Annotated in this window: 16 protein-coding genes; 4 read left to right on the forward strand and 12 right to left on the reverse strand. The window is 60.7% G+C overall.

What is annotated here, in order from left to right; translation table 11 throughout:
* Positions 1-160: 160 nt before the first annotated feature.
* From ACRZ9X_RS06340 to ACRZ9X_RS06375, 8 genes are all read right to left on the reverse strand, one after another.
* Complete coding sequence (locus ACRZ9X_RS06340) at positions 161-949, reverse strand: crotonase/enoyl-CoA hydratase family protein (RefSeq protein WP_480516936.1); 789 nt, start codon at positions 947-949, stop codon at positions 161-163.
* 11 nt (positions 950-960) lie between these two features.
* Complete coding sequence (locus tag ACRZ9X_RS06345) at positions 961-1,815, reverse strand: hydroxymethylglutaryl-CoA lyase (RefSeq protein ID WP_480516938.1); 855 nt, start codon at positions 1,813-1,815, stop codon at positions 961-963.
* Between the two features lie 74 nt (positions 1,816-1,889).
* Complete coding sequence (locus ACRZ9X_RS06350; RefSeq protein ID WP_480516940.1) at positions 1,890-3,818, reverse strand: acetyl/propionyl/methylcrotonyl-CoA carboxylase subunit alpha; 1,929 nt, start codon at positions 3,816-3,818, stop codon at positions 1,890-1,892.
* Positions 3,811-4,242 (reverse strand): ASCH domain-containing protein, encoded by a 432-nt coding sequence (locus ACRZ9X_RS06355; RefSeq protein WP_480516942.1) that lies wholly within the window; start codon positions 4,240-4,242, stop codon positions 3,811-3,813. The genes ACRZ9X_RS06350 and ACRZ9X_RS06355 overlap by 8 nt, the downstream gene beginning before the upstream one ends.
* On the reverse strand, positions 4,239-4,520 hold the full coding sequence (locus ACRZ9X_RS06360) for a hypothetical protein (protein WP_480516944.1): 282 nt from the start codon (positions 4,518-4,520) through the stop codon (positions 4,239-4,241). Before ACRZ9X_RS06360 ends, ACRZ9X_RS06355 begins: the two co-directional genes overlap by 4 nt.
* A gap of 3 nt (positions 4,521-4,523) precedes the next feature.
* Positions 4,524-6,131, reverse strand: coding sequence for a carboxyl transferase domain-containing protein (locus ACRZ9X_RS06365; RefSeq protein ID WP_480516946.1), 1,608 nt, complete (start codon positions 6,129-6,131; stop codon positions 4,524-4,526).
* Entirely contained in the window at positions 6,128-6,604 is a 477-nt protein-coding gene (locus tag ACRZ9X_RS06370) for a hypothetical protein (protein ID WP_480516948.1), read from the reverse strand. Before ACRZ9X_RS06370 ends, ACRZ9X_RS06365 begins: the two co-directional genes overlap by 4 nt.
* Complete coding sequence (locus tag ACRZ9X_RS06375; RefSeq protein WP_480516950.1) at positions 6,601-8,127, reverse strand: AMP-binding protein; 1,527 nt, start codon at positions 8,125-8,127, stop codon at positions 6,601-6,603. The genes ACRZ9X_RS06370 and ACRZ9X_RS06375 overlap by 4 nt, the downstream gene beginning before the upstream one ends.
* A 136-nt stretch (positions 8,128-8,263) precedes the next feature.
* Between ACRZ9X_RS06375 and ACRZ9X_RS06380 the strand changes: the two genes are divergently transcribed.
* Positions 8,264-8,869: an OmpW/AlkL family protein gene (locus ACRZ9X_RS06380; protein ID WP_480516952.1), complete on the forward strand. Its 606-nt coding sequence runs from the start codon at positions 8,264-8,266 to the stop codon at positions 8,867-8,869.
* 52 nt (positions 8,870-8,921) lie between these two features.
* Here ACRZ9X_RS06380 and ACRZ9X_RS06385 read toward each other — a convergent pair whose 3' ends face one another.
* From ACRZ9X_RS06385 to ACRZ9X_RS06395, 3 genes are all read right to left on the reverse strand, one after another.
* A complete protein-coding gene (locus ACRZ9X_RS06385) occupies positions 8,922-10,085 on the reverse strand; it encodes an isovaleryl-CoA dehydrogenase (protein ID WP_480516954.1) in 1,164 nt (387 codons plus the stop codon).
* Between the two features lie 155 nt (positions 10,086-10,240).
* A complete protein-coding gene (locus ACRZ9X_RS06390) occupies positions 10,241-11,431 on the reverse strand; it encodes a DegT/DnrJ/EryC1/StrS family aminotransferase (RefSeq protein ID WP_480516956.1) in 1,191 nt (396 codons plus the stop codon).
* Between the two features lie 39 nt (positions 11,432-11,470).
* Positions 11,471-12,142, reverse strand: coding sequence for an HAD-IA family hydrolase (locus tag ACRZ9X_RS06395; RefSeq protein WP_480516958.1), 672 nt, complete (start codon positions 12,140-12,142; stop codon positions 11,471-11,473).
* 134 nt (positions 12,143-12,276) lie between these two features.
* Between ACRZ9X_RS06395 and glmU the strand changes: the two genes are divergently transcribed.
* From glmU to ACRZ9X_RS06410, 3 genes are read left to right on the forward strand one after another with little or no spacing between them, the layout of a single operon-like run.
* Positions 12,277-13,632, forward strand: a complete 1,356-nt coding sequence (gene glmU, locus ACRZ9X_RS06400; protein WP_480516960.1) for a bifunctional UDP-N-acetylglucosamine diphosphorylase/glucosamine-1-phosphate N-acetyltransferase GlmU — start codon at positions 12,277-12,279, stop codon at positions 13,630-13,632.
* A 3-nt stretch (positions 13,633-13,635) separates the two neighbouring features.
* Entirely contained in the window at positions 13,636-15,459 is a 1,824-nt protein-coding gene (glmS, locus tag ACRZ9X_RS06405; protein WP_480516962.1) for a glutamine--fructose-6-phosphate transaminase (isomerizing), read from the forward strand.
* Between the two features lie 6 nt (positions 15,460-15,465).
* Positions 15,466-16,140 (forward strand): DNA alkylation repair protein, encoded by a 675-nt coding sequence (locus ACRZ9X_RS06410; protein ID WP_480516964.1) that lies wholly within the window; start codon positions 15,466-15,468, stop codon positions 16,138-16,140.
* Here ACRZ9X_RS06410 and ACRZ9X_RS06415 read toward each other — a convergent pair.
* Complete coding sequence (locus tag ACRZ9X_RS06415; protein ID WP_480516966.1) at positions 16,137-16,553, reverse strand: hypothetical protein; 417 nt, start codon at positions 16,551-16,553, stop codon at positions 16,137-16,139. The two genes, ACRZ9X_RS06410 and ACRZ9X_RS06415, sit on opposite strands and share 4 nt — an antisense overlap.
* Between the last annotated feature and the right edge of the window lie 37 nt (positions 16,554-16,590).

A 16,590-nucleotide genomic window follows, 5' to 3' on the forward strand; every position in this document is an offset into this window, starting at 1 on the left:
GAAAGGGTGCGCCGTCAATTGGCGAGTTGACTGGCCATTCTCTATCTGTGCGGGGTCAGAGGGTCAACCGACCAGAAACGCGCAGGGGGCTATTAATCCGCTTACGCCTGTTCTGCCCTTGCCAACCGAAATTTTGAATCCACGCGAAGGCTTGTGCCTTCTAAACATTACTAATCCATGCAGGTTTTCGTTTTTCGAAGAAAGCAGTGATCCCTTCGCGCGCCTCTTCGGTTTCCCAGCGCGACACCAATCCCCTAATCGTGTGGTCGATCACAGCATCGTCAATGCGAGGACCCAGATGTCGGATCATCTCTTTGGCCGAAGCCACCGCCCCCGGCGCGCAAGAAAGATAGGGTAGCACCTCTGCCTCAACCGCGTCGTTCAACCCGTCGACAGGGACGTTTTTGGCCAGCAATCCCAGATCGACGGCTTCTGCAGCATCAAACAGACGGGCCGACATGAAAACACGCCGGGCGCGCGCCTCACCCATTCGCGCAATCACATAGGGGCCAATCGTCGCCGGGATCAGACCCAGACGGGTTTCGGTCAGCGCCATTTTCAGACTGTCGACCCCAATCGCCACGTCGCAGACAGCGGCCATCCCGACGCCGCCGCCAAACGCGTTGCCCTGCAAGGCACCGATCAAGGGCTTGGGCAGCGTGTTCAGCGCATTCAGCATCTCGGCCAACTTGCGCGCCTCGACAAAGCGCGTTTCAGGATCGGCGGCCATCTGCGCCTGCATCCAGCCCAGATCGCCCCCGGCACAGAAGCTTTTGCCTGACGCAGCCAGAACGACCACGCGCACCGAGTCATCACTGGCCAATTGCCCGGCGGCTTGGGTGAGCTCGGCAATCATTTGCGCCGACAAGGCATTGTGTTTTTCGGGGCGGTTCAGCGTCAGTGTAGCCACACCGCGCGCATCTGTTTCCAGCGAGATCGTATCAAACATAGGCGTCCCCCTCATTCTGGCCGCATGGCGCGCGCCATGTCCGCCGCCAGCTCCAGAACAGCGGTATCCAGACCGGTTTCATAGCCCAGCCGCCCCAGATGAGCGGCCACAGCCTCGGTCGCGACATTGCCCGCCGCACCGGGCGCATAAGGGCAACCGCCCAGCCCGCCCACGGCGGCGTCAAACACCCGCACGCCCAGCGCCAGTGAGGCGTCTATGTTGTCAATCGCCCGCCCGTTGGTGTCGTGGAAATGTCCCGCAAGGCGGGTCGCGGGTACACGCTCACGCACCGCCAGCAGCATATGGGCGATCTTGTCCGGAGTCGCCTGCCCGATCGTGTCGCCTAGAGAAATCTCGTAGCAGCCATGGGCGAACAGCGCGTCCGCTACCTCGGCCACCTTTTCGGGTGAGGTCGGGCCGTCATAGGGGCAATCGGTCACGCAAGAGACATAGCCCCGCACCGGCAGGTCGATATGGCGCGCGGCTTCGAGGATCGGCACAAACCGCTCGATGGACTCGGCGATGGTTGCGTTGATGTTGGCTTTCGAAAACCCCTCAGACGCCGAGGCAAACACCGCGATCTCATCCGCCTTGGCCGCCAGCGCATCCTCATATCCCCGCATATTCGGTGTCAGCGCCGCATAGCGCACGCCGTCGGCCCGGGTAATTCCGGCCAGCACCTCTGCGCTGCCCTTCATCTGCGGCACCCATTTCGGAGAGACAAAGCTCGCCACCTCAATCCGGTTGAACCCGGCGCGGCTGAGGCAATCGACCAGAGCCACCTTCTCGGCCACCGGAATCTCGCGCTGTTCGTTCTGCAGACCATCGCGCGGCCCGACCTCGAATATTTCGACCCGTTCTTTCATCAGCGCATCCCTTCCCGGCTTCTTCTCGTTTCAAATACGGATGACTGTGCCACGCAATGCACGGCCCGAACAGATCAATCCTCGGCCAGCCGAACCAGCGCCGCCCCGGCCTCGACCTGCGCGCCCGCCTCGGCCAGCACCTCGGCCACCACGCCATCACGGGCGGCCAGCAGCGAATGTTCCATCTTCATGGCTTCCAGAATGGCCAGCCGGTCGCCCTCCTTCACCTCTTGCCCTGCCGAGGCAAACACGGCCTTGACCAAACCGGGCATGGGGGCCTCGATCACATTGGTGTCACCCGCCGCGCTGGCGTCACGGTCCAGCGGGTCAACGACCTCAAACACCTGCCCGTAGTCATCGAATACAGTGATCTGAGACCCGGCGATGGCGACGTTGGGCATCGGCTTGCCGTCGATGGTCCAGTCGCCGCTGCGCTGAGCGATCAACTGCGTGCCGTCGACCTCCCAAACCTGACGATCAGGCCCGTCGACCTGCACATCCAGATCGACGATGTCCCCATCCCGCAGCAACTGAACCGCGCGGTGCATTGGTCCCCAAAGGGTAAAGCCGGTCTCCGAAACTGCATCTGTCAAACCCAGCGCAGTCATCGCAGCGGCCACGGCGGACGCAGGGCCTGGGTCGGCCTTTTGAACCAGATTTTCCAGGTCACGCCCGATCAGACCAGTATCCACATCGCCTGCAGCAAAGCCGCTGTGCCGCGTCAAAGCCCCCAGGAAAGCAAGATTGGTCACCGTCCCTGCCACCACGGTACGACGCAAGACACGGTGCAGGCTTTCCAGAGCAACCGCACGGGTCGGTCCATGTACTACCACCTTGGCGATCATCGGATCATACCAGGGGCTGATCGTATCCCCGGCCCGCACGCCACTATCGGCGCGGCACTCTTGCGGGAAGTTCAGATGGGTCAGAGTACCCGTCGCGGGTAAAAAGCCCTTGGGCACATCCTCGGCATACAACCGCGCCTCAAAGGCGTGCCCGCTGATGGACAGATCACTTTGCTGCTTCGGCAGGCTTTCCCCTGCAGCAACGCGCAGCTGCCATTCGACCAGATCGACGCCCGTGATCGCCTCGGTCACCGGGTGTTCGACCTGCAGGCGCGTGTTCATTTCCATGAACCAGAACCGATCCGGGCGCAGCCCGTCCGAGGCATCGACGATGAACTCAACCGTCCCCGCCCCCTTATAGCCAATCGCCTCAGCCGCACGCACGCCCGCCTGCCCCATCGCCGCGCGCATTTCAGCGGTCATGCCGGGGGCCGGAGCCTCTTCGATCACCTTCTGGTGCCGCCGCTGCAATGAGCAATCGCGTTCGAACAGATGCACGGCCTGGGTGCCGTCGCCAAACACCTGCACCTCGATATGACGGGGCTTGGCGACGAATTTCTCGACCAACACGGCATCGTTGCCAAAGGCCGTCTTGGCCTCACCGCGCGCGCTGCCCAAAGCCGCCGCGAAATCCTCCGGCCGTTCGACCAGCCGCATTCCCTTGCCACCGCCTCCGGCAACAGCCTTGATCAGCACGGGATAGCCAATAGCATCTGCAGCCCCAGCCAGATGTTCGGGATCCTGATTGTCGCCATGATAGCCGGGCACGACGGGAACGCCCGCATCCTCCATCAACACTTTTGCCGCGTCCTTGAGACCCATCTTGCGGATCGCATCTGCCGAGGGCCCGATGAAAGTCAGGCCCGCAGCTTCGACCGCATCCACAAAATCCGGGTTCTCGGACAGGAAACCATATCCGGGGTGGATCGCCTGCGCGCCGGTATCCAGCGCCGCCTGTATGATCACGTCGCCCTTCAGATAGCTCTCAGCCGGGGCCGCACCGCCGATATGCACGGCCTCATCCGCCATCTGCACATGCTTGGCCGAGGCATCCGCATCAGAATAAACCGCCACGCAGGACACGCCCATCTTCTGGGCGGTTTCCATGACGCGACAGGCAATCTCACCCCGGTTGGCAATCAGGATTTTGTTAAACATCGATACTCTCCGCCAAATCCTCTACCAGCCGGAACCGTTCACAAAGCAATTCCATTTCGGGATCAAACCCGCCATTTCGTTCGAAATAGCGGCGGTGATCTTCGCGCCAGCCCTCAAGCGTCTCATTTTCGCCCTCGGCCAACGCAAAATCCTCGGTCACATCGCAATACCGGCAGATCGAAACCTCAACCGTTTCAATCACCAGCGCCGGTCGGTCGTCCCACTCCAAAGCGATGTCCCGCTGCCCCACAGCCGGAGTGTCTGCGCTGCCTTCGGGATAGTCTCGCAAAGCACCGCAGGTTGCCGTCTTCCGGCCTGAGCGCACCAAGGCCAGAAGCTCGGCGCTGAGGGCCGCGTTATCGCCGAACTTGAAAGTCTGCGCACCGGGATAGCGTGAGATCAGTTGCCTAAGGTCTTCGCTCATGAAAGCCCTCTAAGTGTTCGAACTGTTGTTTCATGCAGCGCCTCTGCATCTGGCATGGGTAAATTGGTCAATATTCCACCATAAGGAGCGACTTTTTTACCCGTGAGGCAGGAGCGATCTCGAATAGCTGGCTCACTGAGGGCTAAAATCAAAGCCTCACCGAGCTCTGTTTCTATGCGCTCGCCCTCTATTGGTTCTCCGACAACTCCCGTGAGCCAAAGCACAGTGCCTTTGCCGGGAATTGAGAATACATCCTGAACTTTCCCAGAAAACGCCATAGCTTACATCCTGAACACGCCGAAACGTGTCTCCTCAATCGGGGCATTCAACGCGGCGCTCAGCGACAGGGCTAGCACATCGCGCGATTTGCGTGGATCGATGACACCATCGTCCCAAAGGCGGGCTGAGGCATAGAGCGGGTGCGATTGCTCCTCGAACATCTCCAGCGTCGGGCGTTTGAATTCGGCCTCTTCCTCGGCCGACCAAGAACCACCCTGACGTTCGATCCCGTCGCGCTTGACGGTGGCCAGAACGCCCGCGGCTTGCTCTCCGCCCATCACCGAGATGCGCGAATTGGGCCATGTCCACAGGAATCGCGGCTGATAAGCGCGCCCGGCCATTCCGTAATTGCCCGCACCAAAGGACCCACCCACCAGCATCGTTATCTTCGGCACAGATGTCGTCGCCACGGCTGTCACCATCTTGGCCCCATGCCGCGCGATGCCCTCGTTCTCGTATTTGCGGCCCACCATGAAGCCGGTGATGTTCTGCAAAAACACAAGCGGTGTCTTGCGCTGCGAACACAGCTCAACAAAATGCGCACCCTTCTGCGCGGCCTCGGAAAACAGCACGCCATTGTTGGCGATGATCCCGACCGGGCAGCCTTTGATATGGGCAAAGCCGGTCACCAGCGTCTCGCCAAAGCGGGGCTTGAATTCATCGAACCGAGAGCCGTCGACCAGACGCGCGATCACCTCGCGGATGTCATAGGGCGTGCGCAGGTCGGCAGGAACAACGCCCAGAATTTCTTCGGGGTCATAAGCCGGGTCCTCGGGCGTCTCGAACTGGAGGCCGGGCTTCAGCCCGGCACCGCCCAACGACCCGACCGCGCGGCGGGCCAAGGCCAGAGCGTGGGTGTCATCCTCGGCAAGATAATCGGCCACACCTGACAGGCGGGTGTGCACATCGCCACCGCCCAGATCCTCGGCGCTGACCACCTCTCCGGTCGCGGCCTTGACCAGAGGCGGCCCGGCCAGAAAGATCGTGCCTTGCTCTTTGACGATGATCGTCACGTCCGACATCGCGGGCACATAGGCACCACCCGCCGTGCACGAGCCCATCACGACAGCAATCTGAGCAATCCCCTTGGCGCTCATCCGCGCCTGATTGAAGAAGATGCGGCCAAAGTGATCGCGGTCGGGAAAGACCTCATCCTGATTGGGCAGGTTCGCGCCGCCGCTATCCACCAGATAGATGCAGGGCAGATGGTTTTCCTCGGCAATCTCCTGCGCGCGGAGGTGTTTCTTGACGGTCATCGGATAGTAAGTGCCGCCCTTCACGGTGGCGTCGTTGCACACCACCATGACCTCGCGCCCCTGGACCCTGCCAATGCCTGCGATCACCCCGGCACAGGGTGCTGCATCACCATACATCCCATGCGCCGCTGTCGCGCCGATTTCCAGAAACGGAGACCCCGCGTCCAGCAAGTTCGCCACCCGACGTCTCGGGAGCATCTTGCCCCGAGACTCATGCCGCGCGCGGGATTTCTCACCCCCGCCTAAGCGGGCGGACTCGGCGGCGGCAGAGATTTGCGCCAACGCCTCGAGGTGGGCTGTGTGGTTGGCCTTGAAGCCCTCAGAGGTGGGCATGGCTTTGGATGTGAGTTTCATTCTGTTTCCGATCCTCCGGGCGCATTTGACAACCGTTCAAGATCTCTGGCTGCGCTCCATCGCACTACGATATTAAAAGTCTCACACATAAACTCTGTCATTTGAGAGCAGTCTGGATCGAATTCATCATTTCTGAATTTCTCCAAACGACGCGGGTAAGACCATTTCTTTAAGCCGCTCAAACCTGCTACTTGATCTGGCAAGCCATCCGCGATTTCTAGGGTCTTTGCCAGAAGATGCGCGTTCAACTTCTCCATGCAATCGCGCGGGTCCTCGGGTGGATGCCCAAGCTCGCAATAATCATATGCTGACGACATACATCGAGTATCCATTTCGTCCGCTATGATGGTGCTTGAAAGCGCTGTGCAACCGTCAAACCAAGCTGGGACATCCAGCGTTTCTATCGTTTCCTCAGAAGCTAGCGGAGTGGCGGCGCCAAAGCACAGAACACTCAGTGTCAGAAGTCGCTTCATTCGTGAACTTCCCCCGCTGCCCGCGCCTTCAATTCCTTCCGGATCACCTTCCCCGTCACCGTCATCGGCAGCTCGTCCAAAAACGCCACCTCACGCGGATAGGAATACTGCGCCAGACGGTCCTTGACCCACGCCTGCAGCTCCGCGCCCGTCGCTTCGGCCCCCGGCTTCAACACCACATAAGCCTTCACGATCTCGGTCCGCAGCGGGTCGGGCTTGCCGACCACGCCGACCGTTGCCACCGCCGGGTGGGTCAGCAGGCAATCTTCGATCTCAGCCGGGCCGATGCGGTATCCGGCTGAGGTGATCACGTCATCATCGCGCCCGACGAAGCGCAGATAGTCACCTTCCCATACGCCTCGGTCCCCAGTGATCAGCCAATCGCCCCGGAATTTCTCAGCCGTGGCTTCGGGACGGTTCCAGTATTCCAGCAGCATTGAGGCCGAGCCGCGCCGGATCGCAACGTCACCCTCTTCATCCGTCGGTTGGCCATCGTCATCAACCACCGCAACCTCATGGCCCGGCACCGGTTTGCCAATGCAGCCGGGGCGCACCGGGAAATCCTCGGCGCAGGAGGACACGACCATGTTGCATTCGGTCTGGCCATAGAACTCGTTGATCGTCAGGCCAAACGCCTGCTGCCCCCAGGCCAGCATCTCGGCCCCCAAAGGCTCACCCCCCGACGCCACAGAACGCAGGCCGGGGATCGACTGATCCGCTGCCTTCAGCATCCGCAGCGCGGTCGGCGGGAAAAACACATTCCGCACCCCGCCGCGCGCCACCACATCGGCGCAGGCCTCGGGCGAGAACTTCTCGAGCCGCGCCGCCACCACGGGGATGCCCAGCGCCAGCCCCGGCATCAATACGTCGAACAGCCCACCGATCCAGGCCCAGTCGGCGGGGGTCCAGAGGCAGTCACCCTCGCGCAAATGGTCATGACTGATCGACACGCCCGGCAGGTGGCCGGTCAGAACCCGGTGCCCGTGCAGCGCACCTTTGGGGCTGCCCGTGGTGCCCGAGGTATAGATCAGCACGGCAGGGTCTTCTGAGCTGGTATCCGCAAATGGCAGAGGGTCATCCGATGGAGCGATCTGATCAATCAGAACAGGAGTTGCCAAATCACCCAATAACGCCGCGCCTTCGACATCGGTCAGGACAACCCGGGCGCCGGCATCTCCGATCCGGGATCGAAGAGCATCGTGTTTGAACAGTTTGAACAAAGGCACCGAAATTGCACCGATCTTCCAGATCGCCAGATGCGCCGCCGCGCACCACGGCGACTGGCTGAGTAACACGCCCACACGGTCACCGGCGCGCACCGATTGCAGCAGATGGTACGCGACGCCATCCGTCATGCGCGCCAGCTCACCAAACCGGAAGGCGGTCTTCCCCGCTGCGGTCAAGTCGACAATCGCCACACCTTCGGCTGGATGATCCAGGCATTGCCGCGCCATATTCAACCCGGTCGGAACGTCCCAGCTGCCATCAGCATGCAACCCCGGTATGCGCCTAGTGGGATACATTCATATAACCTTTTGTTTTTATACAAATCCACCCCACGCCCGAAACCGGGGGCATCACGGAAACTTGATACAGATCAGAGCCGGGGACCGACGGCGCCTGTAGCTGCGGATCGTTAGCTAAAACATAGGCCGTGAAATGACCAAAAAACTCGCCGCTTTGACTCTTTCGACCGCGCTTATCGCGCTTGCCGCGCCTGCCTTCGCCCAGTCCCAGGGGGATTGGACCGTGGGCGTCGGCGTTGGCTATCTCGACCCGAAATCCGACAACGGAACGCTGGCCGGGCTGGACGCCGAAATCGACTCCGACACACGCCCGATCTTCACCGTCGAGTACTTTGTTCAGGACAACCTCGGGATCGAGCTTCTGGCATCGACCCCTTACACCCATGACATCACACTCGGTGGCAATATCGACGCAGGCAGCGTCGATCACCTGCCCCCGACCCTGTCGCTGAACTATCACTTCCCGACCACCAGCAAGTGGAAGCCCTATGTCGGCGCCGGGATCAACTACACCATCTTCTTCGACGAAGATTCGCCGCTGGGCGATCTGGAACTCGACAATTCGGTTGGTGTCGCGGTTCAGGCCGGGCTTGACTACATGGTCACCGATAACGGGTCTGTACGCCTGAACGTGCGCTGGTTCGACATCGACTCGGACGTCGAACTGGACGGCGTCGATATCGGCGAAGCCGAAATCGATCCCTGGCTGATCGGCGTATCCTACGTCCATCGGTTCTGATCCTTTTCAGACAGCGCATGCCCCGCGGGTTCCTCAACCGCGGGGCGTTCCGTCAGAGCATCTCGTTCATCAGTTCGCGCCCGATCAACATCCTGCGAATCTCGCTGGTACCGGCCCCGATCTCCATCAACTTGGCATCCCGGAAAATTCGGCTAACCGCTGAATCCGACAGGAAACCGGCCCCGCCCATGGCCTGCACGGCCTGATGCGCCTGCGTCATCGCAGCCTCGGAGGCATAGAGGCAGCACGCCGCTGCATCCTGACGGGTCACATCGCCCCGGTCACAGGCTTTGGCGACCTCATAGACATAGGCCCGCGCCGAATTCATCGCCGTATACATATCGGCAATCTTGCCCTGCATCAGCTGGAACGCTCCAATCGGTTTACCGAACTGTTTGCGCTCGGCGAGATAGGGCATGATTTCATCCAGACAGGCCGCCATGATTCCGGTTCCGATCCCGGCCAGAACCACGCGTTCATAATCCAGACCGGACATCAGAACAGCAACGCCTTTGCCCTCTTCCCCCAGAACGTTCTCGAACGGAACCTCGACGTCTTCGAAAATCAGCTCGGCCGTGTTCGAGCCGCGCATCCCCAGCTTGTCGAAATGAGGCGAGGTCGAAAACCCCGTCATCTCTTTCTCGATCAGAAAGGCGGTGATGCCGCGTGAACCGGCCTCGGGGTCTGTCTTGGCGTAAACCACCAGCGTGTCCGCGTCCGGCCCGTTGGTGATCCAGTATTTGCTGCCGTTCAGCCGGTAATGATCGTTCCGCTTTTCCGCCCGCAGCTTCATCGACACAACGTCAGACCCGGCAGATGCTTCGGACATCGCCAGCGCGCCCACATGCTCGCCCGAGACCAGTCGGGGCAGGTATTTCGCTTTCTGTTCGGCCGTCCCGTTCAACTTGATCTGATTGACACAAAGGTTCGAATGCGCGCCATAAGACAATGAAACCGAGGCCGAAGCGCGGGCCACTTCCTCGACCGCGACCGTGTGGGCCAGATAGGTCATCGCCGCGCCGCCATACTCTTCCGGCACGGTAATCCCCAGCAACCCCAGATCACCCATTTCCCTCCACAGCTCGTTCGGAAACGCGTTCGAGGCATCGACATCGGCGGCCATCGGCTTGACCCGCTCTTGCGCCCAGCGGTGCACCATCTCGCGCAGGGCATTCACGTCTTCACCCAGATCAAATTGCATGGTCGCCGTGAACATCCGCGATCTCCCTCTTCGCTTTAATGAACAGTTGTTCAATAAATATCAGCAAAACTCTCAGCGGTCAACGACGGCAATATGGAAACACCCTGCCGACCCGTCAGGGGTGGCAGGGTCCGGATATCGAGCGTGCGCTGAAAGCGCACTCCTTCGGATTACGATTGATAGACCGCGCCGACCTCGGCCCGGATGATCCGCGCGATCAGGCGGCAATCATCCAGCGAAAAGGTCAAAGGCACCCGCATGTCCATGATCCCAGCCAGTATCCGGTCGCTTGTGGGCAAAGGCATGCTTTCGGCATAGCGCCAACTGTCATAGCGCGAGGTGAATCCCGTGGGTTCGGCCCCGCCGAACCATTTCAGTTCGACCCCGCGCGCGGCGCAACGGCGGATCACCTCGGCAATCCGCTGGGGCGACCAGTCCAGCAACAGGAACTGGATCGACGACCCTACAAAAGTCTCGCCTTCGGGCCGTTCGACGATTGTCAGGCCGGGCGTACCACGCAGATCGGATTCAATCGCGGCATAACGCTCATTCCACCGCTGCACCTGCCGGTCGAGATCGCGCAGCTGAGGCCGCAGGATCGCGGCGCGCAGATTGTCCATCCGGCCCGACACATTTGGCGTGGTGTATTTGATTCGCTCAAACACCTCCGGCCCCGGCGCGGCCAGATGTCGTTCATAAAGCATATAGGAGCCCGACAGCATCGTGGCCCTGGCCGCCAATTCCTCGTCATCAGTGATCAGCAAACCGCCCTCACCGGAATTGACATGCTTGTAGGTCTGGCACGAGTAACACCCGATGGCCCCCTGCCGTCCCGACAATTGCCCGCGCCATGCGGCCCCCATCGTATGGGCACAATCCTCGATCACCGTTACCCCGGCGGCATCACACATTCGGATCAGCCGGTCCATGTCACACAGATGTCCCCGCATGTGGCTCAGCATCAGCACCTGAGCCTGATCCAGCTTGGCCTCTAGATCATCCAGATCAATCGTCAGACCTTCGGTCACACCGACAAAAACCGGCTTGGCACCAACTGATGCGATCGATCCGGGCACCGGTGCCAACGTGAACGCATTGGTCAGAACCGGATCGCCTGGCTGCACGCCCACCGCGCGCAATGCGGTTGCCAGTGCATACCCTCCGGACGACACCGCAAGACAGTATTTCGCCCCCATCTGGGCGGCAAATTCCTGTTCCAGCAGCGCGGTTTCCCCCAACTCGCCGGGGACCACATTGTAGCGATGCAACCGCCCATGGCGCAGGACGGCCAAAGCCGCCTCGATGGCCTCGTCCGGGATGGGCTCCTGCTGGGTGAAACTGCCAGTAAATGTCTCGGTCATGAATCCGTTCTGAGGCCGCAAACGCCTTCGGTCAAGGGACTAAGCCGCCACACCAATCAGACCGGCCACGACATCGGGCAGATCATCGAACCGATGCAGCAGCGCCTCTGGCTCCAGCGCGGCCATGTCATCGCCCGACGGCCCGAAGGTGACCAGAACCGAGGGCACACCCGCAGCGCGGGCAGTATTGCGGTCGGTGTCGGAATCACCGATCAGCACACACATATCGGGATGCCCACCCGCCCGGCGCGCCGCTTCGCGCAAGGGTTCGGGGTCAGGTTTGCGCACTGGCAATGTATCGGCTCCGACCAATGAGGCGAAACGATCCCGGACCCCCATCTGCCTCAGCAACTGATCTGCCAAAGCCTCGGGCTTGTTCGTGCAAATCCCGACGCCATAGCCTGCCGATTTCAATGCTTCGACCGCTTCAAGTGCGCCGGGGTAGAAGTGTGTATGCGTATCGATGGCCTGCGCATAAGCCTCAAGCAACATCGGATAGTAGGACAGGATCGTGTCCTCGTTATAACGTCCGACCCGTTTCAACCCATGGCTCAGCATCATCCGCCCGCCGCGCAAGGCGACGGCCGCATCCTGACCGTGGACCAGCACATCGCCATGCCCCATATGGCGGAAACAGTGGTTTGCCGCCTCCAGCAGATCGCCCGATGTATCCGCCAAAGTTCCGTCAAGATCGAAGATGACCGTGCGCATGACCCCTCCTGCCTCGGCGGCTTCCCGCCATGAGTTGTTGCAAACGGCAATCTAGTTTGATGGCTGAACCGCTTGCGCCTTTGCCCCCAGCGGATAAAACGGACCGCAACAAAACACAAAGAGAAAACGATTTCATGACCATTGCCCTTGTCATCCTCGCCGCCGGAAAAGGCACCAGGATGAATTCGGATATTCCCAAAGTCCTGCATCCCATCGCCCAGACGCCATTGCTGGTGCATGCCATGCGCGCCGGAGCAACCCTGTCGCCCGAACGGACTGTAATCGTCACGGGCCACGGTGCCGAGATGGTCGCCAAAGCAGTCAAGGCCGAGGACGAAGCCGCCATAGTCGTGACGCAGGAAGAGCAGTTGGGAACGGCCCACGCAGTCAATCAGGCGCGCGACGCACTGGACGGGTTTGAAGGCGATGTGATTGTCCTGTTCGGCGACACGCCGTTTATTCAACCCGCCACGTTGCAGCGCATGATCGATGCACGGCAATCCCATGATCTGGTCATGCTGGGATTTGACATCGCCGAGGTTCAGCCGCGCTATGGGCGGCTGATCATGGACGGCGACCGGCTGGTGGAAATCGTCGAGTACAAAGATGCAACCGAGGAACAACGCGCCATTCGCTTTACCAACAGCGGATTGCTGGCCTGCGACGCCAAACTGCTGTTCGATCTGATCGATCAGGTCAGCAATGAAAACGCATCTGGCGAGTACTATCTTACTGAAATCGTTGGTCTCGCCAACGCACGGGGCCTGTCGGCCACCGCGATCAAGTGCGCCGAGGCCGAAACGCTGGGCGTGGATTCCCGCGCCGATCTGGCCGCTGCGGATGCCGAGTTTCAGACGCGCGCCCGGGCCGAGTTGCTTGCGCTGGGTGTGACCTTGATGGCCCCCGACACGGTCTACCTGTCCGCCGACACGGTCATTGGCCGCGACACGGTGATTGAACCCAATGTGGTGTTCGGCCCCGGCGTCACGGTAGAAAGCGGCGCGACGATCCGTGCGTTTTCGCATCTGGAAGGCTGTCATGTCAGCCGGGGATCCGTCGTGGGACCCTATGCCCGTCTGCGCCCCGGCGCAGAACTGGCCGAAAACGCCAAAATCGGCAATTTCGTCGAGGTCAAGAATGCCGAAATCGCCGAAGGTGCCAAGGTCAATCACCTGAGCTATATCGGAGACGCATCTGTGGGGGCGGCGTCCAACATTGGTGCGGGCACGATCACCTGCAACTATGACGGCGTGATGAAGCATCGCACCACTATTGGTGAGAATGTCTTTGTCGGTTCAAACACCATGCTGGTGGCCCCCGTGACCTTGGGCGACGGAGCGATGACAGCGACCGGAACCGTGGTGACCCGCGATGTCGAACCCGACGCGCTGGCGCTGGCGCGGGCCAAACAGGAAAACAAACTTGGCTATGCGCGTAAATTGTTCAAAGTTTTGAAGGCGAAAAAGGCTCGCCGCGAAAAAGGAGCCTAAGGCATGTGTGGAATTGTAGGTGTTCTGGGTGAACATGAAGCCGCGCCCATTCTGGTCGAGGCACTGAAACGGCTGGAATATCGCGGCTATGACAGTGCCGGGATTGCAACGGTCAATGACGGCACGCTGGGACGTCGCCGGGCTGTGGGCAAGCTGGTCAATCTCAGCGATTTGCTGGTGCATGATCCGCTGCCTGGCAAATCCGGTATCGGGCACACCCGCTGGGCCACGCACGGAGCGCCCTCGGTCACCAATGCGCATCCGCACAAGGCAGGCCCCGTGGCCGTGGTGCATAACGGTATCGTCGAGAATTACCGCGAACTGCGCGCGGAACTGGCGGAACACGGGATTGGTTTTCAAACCGAAACCGACACTGAAACCGTGGCTCTGATGGCCGAGCGTTTCCTGAGTACCGGCCTGTCCCCGGTTGAGGCTGCATTCAAGACCATCGATCGACTGGATGGTGCTTTTGCGCTGGCGTTTCTGTTTGACGGTCAGGACGATCTGATCGTGGCCGCGCGCAAGGGCTCTCCGCTGGCAATTGGCCACGGCGACGGCGAGATGTTCGTCGGCTCGGACGCCATCGCTCTGGCTCCGCTGACGGATAGGATTACCTATCTTGAGGAAGGCGACCGTGCAGTGCTGACCCGGACCTCGCTGGAGATCCGCAACGAAGCCGGAGAGCTGGCCAACCGGGAAACGCGCCAGATCAAGCTGGATCAAGCCCGCGCAGACAAGGGCGGGCACAAGCATTACATGGCCAAGGAAATCGCTGAACAACCCGTCGTGGTGGCCGAGGCGATCCGGTCCTATCTGCCCACCGGTGGCGATCAGGTGGTTCTTCCGGGGGCCGAACTGGATTTCTCGAAACTGGACCGTCTGACAATGGTGGCTTGCGGCACGGCCTTCTATGCTTGCCTGACGGCCAAATACTGGTTCGAGCAGCTGGCCAAGATGCCCGTCGAAGTCGATATCGCAAGCGAGTTCCGCTATCGCGAACCCCCGATCACCGACCGAACGCTTGCTTTGTTTGTCAGCCAGTCGGGCGAAACCGCCGACACCCTGGCCGCGCTGCGCTATTGCGAAGGGAAGGCGGACAAGATCGTTTCTGTCGTCAACGTCCCCGAAAGCTCGATCGCGCGGGAAAGTGACATTGCCCTGCCAATCCATGCGGGTGTTGAGATTGGCGTGGCCTCGACCAAGGCCTTTACCTGCCAGCTTAGCGTTCTGTTGATGCTAGCGCTGAAAGCCGCCGCGGATCGTGGCACTTTGAGCGCCGAGGAAATCGCCGATCACGCCGCAGCCCTGCGCGGTTTGCCGACCGTACTGAACACGGCGCTGGATCAGAACCGGGCGATCAAAAAGGCTGCCCAGCGTCTGTCCGAGGCGCGCGATGTTCTGTTCCTGGGACGTGGCCTGATGTATCCGCTTGCTATGGAGGGCGCGCTGAAACTGAAGGAAATCAGCTACATCCATGCTGAAGGTTATGCATCAGGTGAACTCAAACACGGCCCCATTGCGCTGATCGACAAGCATATGCCGGTTGTCGTCATGGCCCCGCGGGATACGGTTTTCGACAAGACAGTTTCGAACATGCAAGAGGTCATGGCGCGAAAGGGTAAGGTCATTCTTATTTCGGACGATGATGGCATCGCCGACGCCGAGGACGGTGTCTGGACCACGATCCGAATGCCGCATATCCACACCAGCCTTGCGCCGATCCTCTATTCTGTTCCGGCGCAGTTGCTGGCCTATCACACGGCGGTCGCCAAAGGGACCGATGTGGATCAGCCGCGCAACCTGGCGAAATCCGTGACCGTCGAGTAATCGGCGATGCAGGCCTATCTGGATCAGATCAAGGCGCATGCCGATCCCGAACGGGCGGCACAGGTAGCGGCCTATCACAAGATCGACCGCCCCTATCTGGGTGTACCAAATCCGGTGCTGAATGATCTGACCAAGGCCTGGCGCCAGCAGCTTGATACAGACAGTCGCGTGGCCCTGGCGGACGCCTTGTGGCGGACAAACATCCACGAAGCACGCGTCGCTGCCGCCAAATTGCTGACCCAGGCGCGTATCCGACCGGATGACGTGGTCTGGGAGCTGCTCCTAGGCTGGGTCCCGGATTTCGACGCATGGGCCATCGCCGATCACGCCTGCATGGCCCTGCAAAAACGGCTGACCGCGGATCCCTCTCGACTGGATCAGGTCGAAAGTTGGACAGGTTCAGATCATATGTGGACCCGTCGCGCGGCTCTGGTTGCTACCTTGCCATGGACAAAGCAGAACCATCCCAAGCCCGAAGATCTGGCCTGTCGAGACCGGATCCTGGGATGGGCCGCTGGATATGTTCCAGATCGTCAATGGTTCATCCAGAAAGCCATAGCGTGGTGGCTGCGCGAATTGTCGAAACACGATCCTGAACGCGTGCGTGGCTTTTTGGATCAGCACGGTGCCGCCATGAAACCATTTGCCCGCAAAGAAGCTGGTAAATACCTGCGCGCCTAGTTCGAGTAAACGTCCAGTTCGACCAGTTCGTCTAACGGCACCAACAAAGCCCGCATCGCCTCAAGCGACAACTGACTGCCTCCGCCTTCTGGGCCAGCGATCGGCACCAGCGTGATGAACGCCTGCGCGCCCGTGCGCGGAACCACGACCCGGCCAGTGGTCTCGACTTCGACCAGTGGGGTCCGCAGCCAACGCCCCGGCGTGGTGGGATCACCCAAACTGGCAATGGTGCGTTTCGCGCCACTCCAGCTGGCGACAGCGACCGCAGGCTCGGGCGCAACCGGCGCGGTCTCGGTGACCTCTGGGGTTTGCTGCGGCGGCGCGTCAATGCCGCCGAACACCCGATCCGTGGTCGAACGTATGGCATCGCAGCCAACCAGAGGGAAACAAAGAAGAAGCCACGTGGTTTTCATATGGTGAATCTATCTGCCTGCGCCCATCTGTACCAGC

The organism is Ruegeria sp. AL1 (assembly GCF_056540905.1).

Coding starts and splice junctions, on each gene's coding strand:
- ACRZ9X_RS06340 (WP_480516936.1), bottom strand. CDS start 949: ATGTTTGATACGATCTCGCTGGAAACAGATGCGCGCGGTGTGGCTACA.
- ACRZ9X_RS06345 (WP_480516938.1), bottom strand. CDS start 1,815: ATGAAAGAACGGGTCGAAATATTCGAGGTCGGGCCGCGCGATGGTCTG.
- ACRZ9X_RS06350 (WP_480516940.1), bottom strand. CDS start 3,818: ATGTTTAACAAAATCCTGATTGCCAACCGGGGTGAGATTGCCTGTCGC.
- ACRZ9X_RS06355 (WP_480516942.1), bottom strand. CDS start 4,242: ATGAGCGAAGACCTTAGGCAACTGATCTCACGCTATCCCGGTGCGCAG.
- ACRZ9X_RS06360 (WP_480516944.1), bottom strand. CDS start 4,520: ATGGCGTTTTCTGGGAAAGTTCAGGATGTATTCTCAATTCCCGGCAAA.
- ACRZ9X_RS06365 (WP_480516946.1), bottom strand. CDS start 6,131: ATGAAACTCACATCCAAAGCCATGCCCACCTCTGAGGGCTTCAAGGCC.
- ACRZ9X_RS06370 (WP_480516948.1), bottom strand. CDS start 6,604: ATGAAGCGACTTCTGACACTGAGTGTTCTGTGCTTTGGCGCCGCCACT.
- ACRZ9X_RS06375 (WP_480516950.1), bottom strand. CDS start 8,127: ATGTATCCCACTAGGCGCATACCGGGGTTGCATGCTGATGGCAGCTGG.
- ACRZ9X_RS06380 (WP_480516952.1), top strand. CDS start 8,264: ATGACCAAAAAACTCGCCGCTTTGACTCTTTCGACCGCGCTTATCGCG.
- ACRZ9X_RS06385 (WP_480516954.1), bottom strand. CDS start 10,085: ATGTTCACGGCGACCATGCAATTTGATCTGGGTGAAGACGTGAATGCC.
- ACRZ9X_RS06390 (WP_480516956.1), bottom strand. CDS start 11,431: ATGACCGAGACATTTACTGGCAGTTTCACCCAGCAGGAGCCCATCCCG.
- ACRZ9X_RS06395 (WP_480516958.1), bottom strand. CDS start 12,142: ATGCGCACGGTCATCTTCGATCTTGACGGAACTTTGGCGGATACATCG.
- glmU (WP_480516960.1), top strand. CDS start 12,277: ATGACCATTGCCCTTGTCATCCTCGCCGCCGGAAAAGGCACCAGGATG.
- glmS (WP_480516962.1), top strand. CDS start 13,636: ATGTGTGGAATTGTAGGTGTTCTGGGTGAACATGAAGCCGCGCCCATT.
- ACRZ9X_RS06410 (WP_480516964.1), top strand. CDS start 15,466: ATGCAGGCCTATCTGGATCAGATCAAGGCGCATGCCGATCCCGAACGG.
- ACRZ9X_RS06415 (WP_480516966.1), bottom strand. CDS start 16,553: ATGAAAACCACGTGGCTTCTTCTTTGTTTCCCTCTGGTTGGCTGCGAT.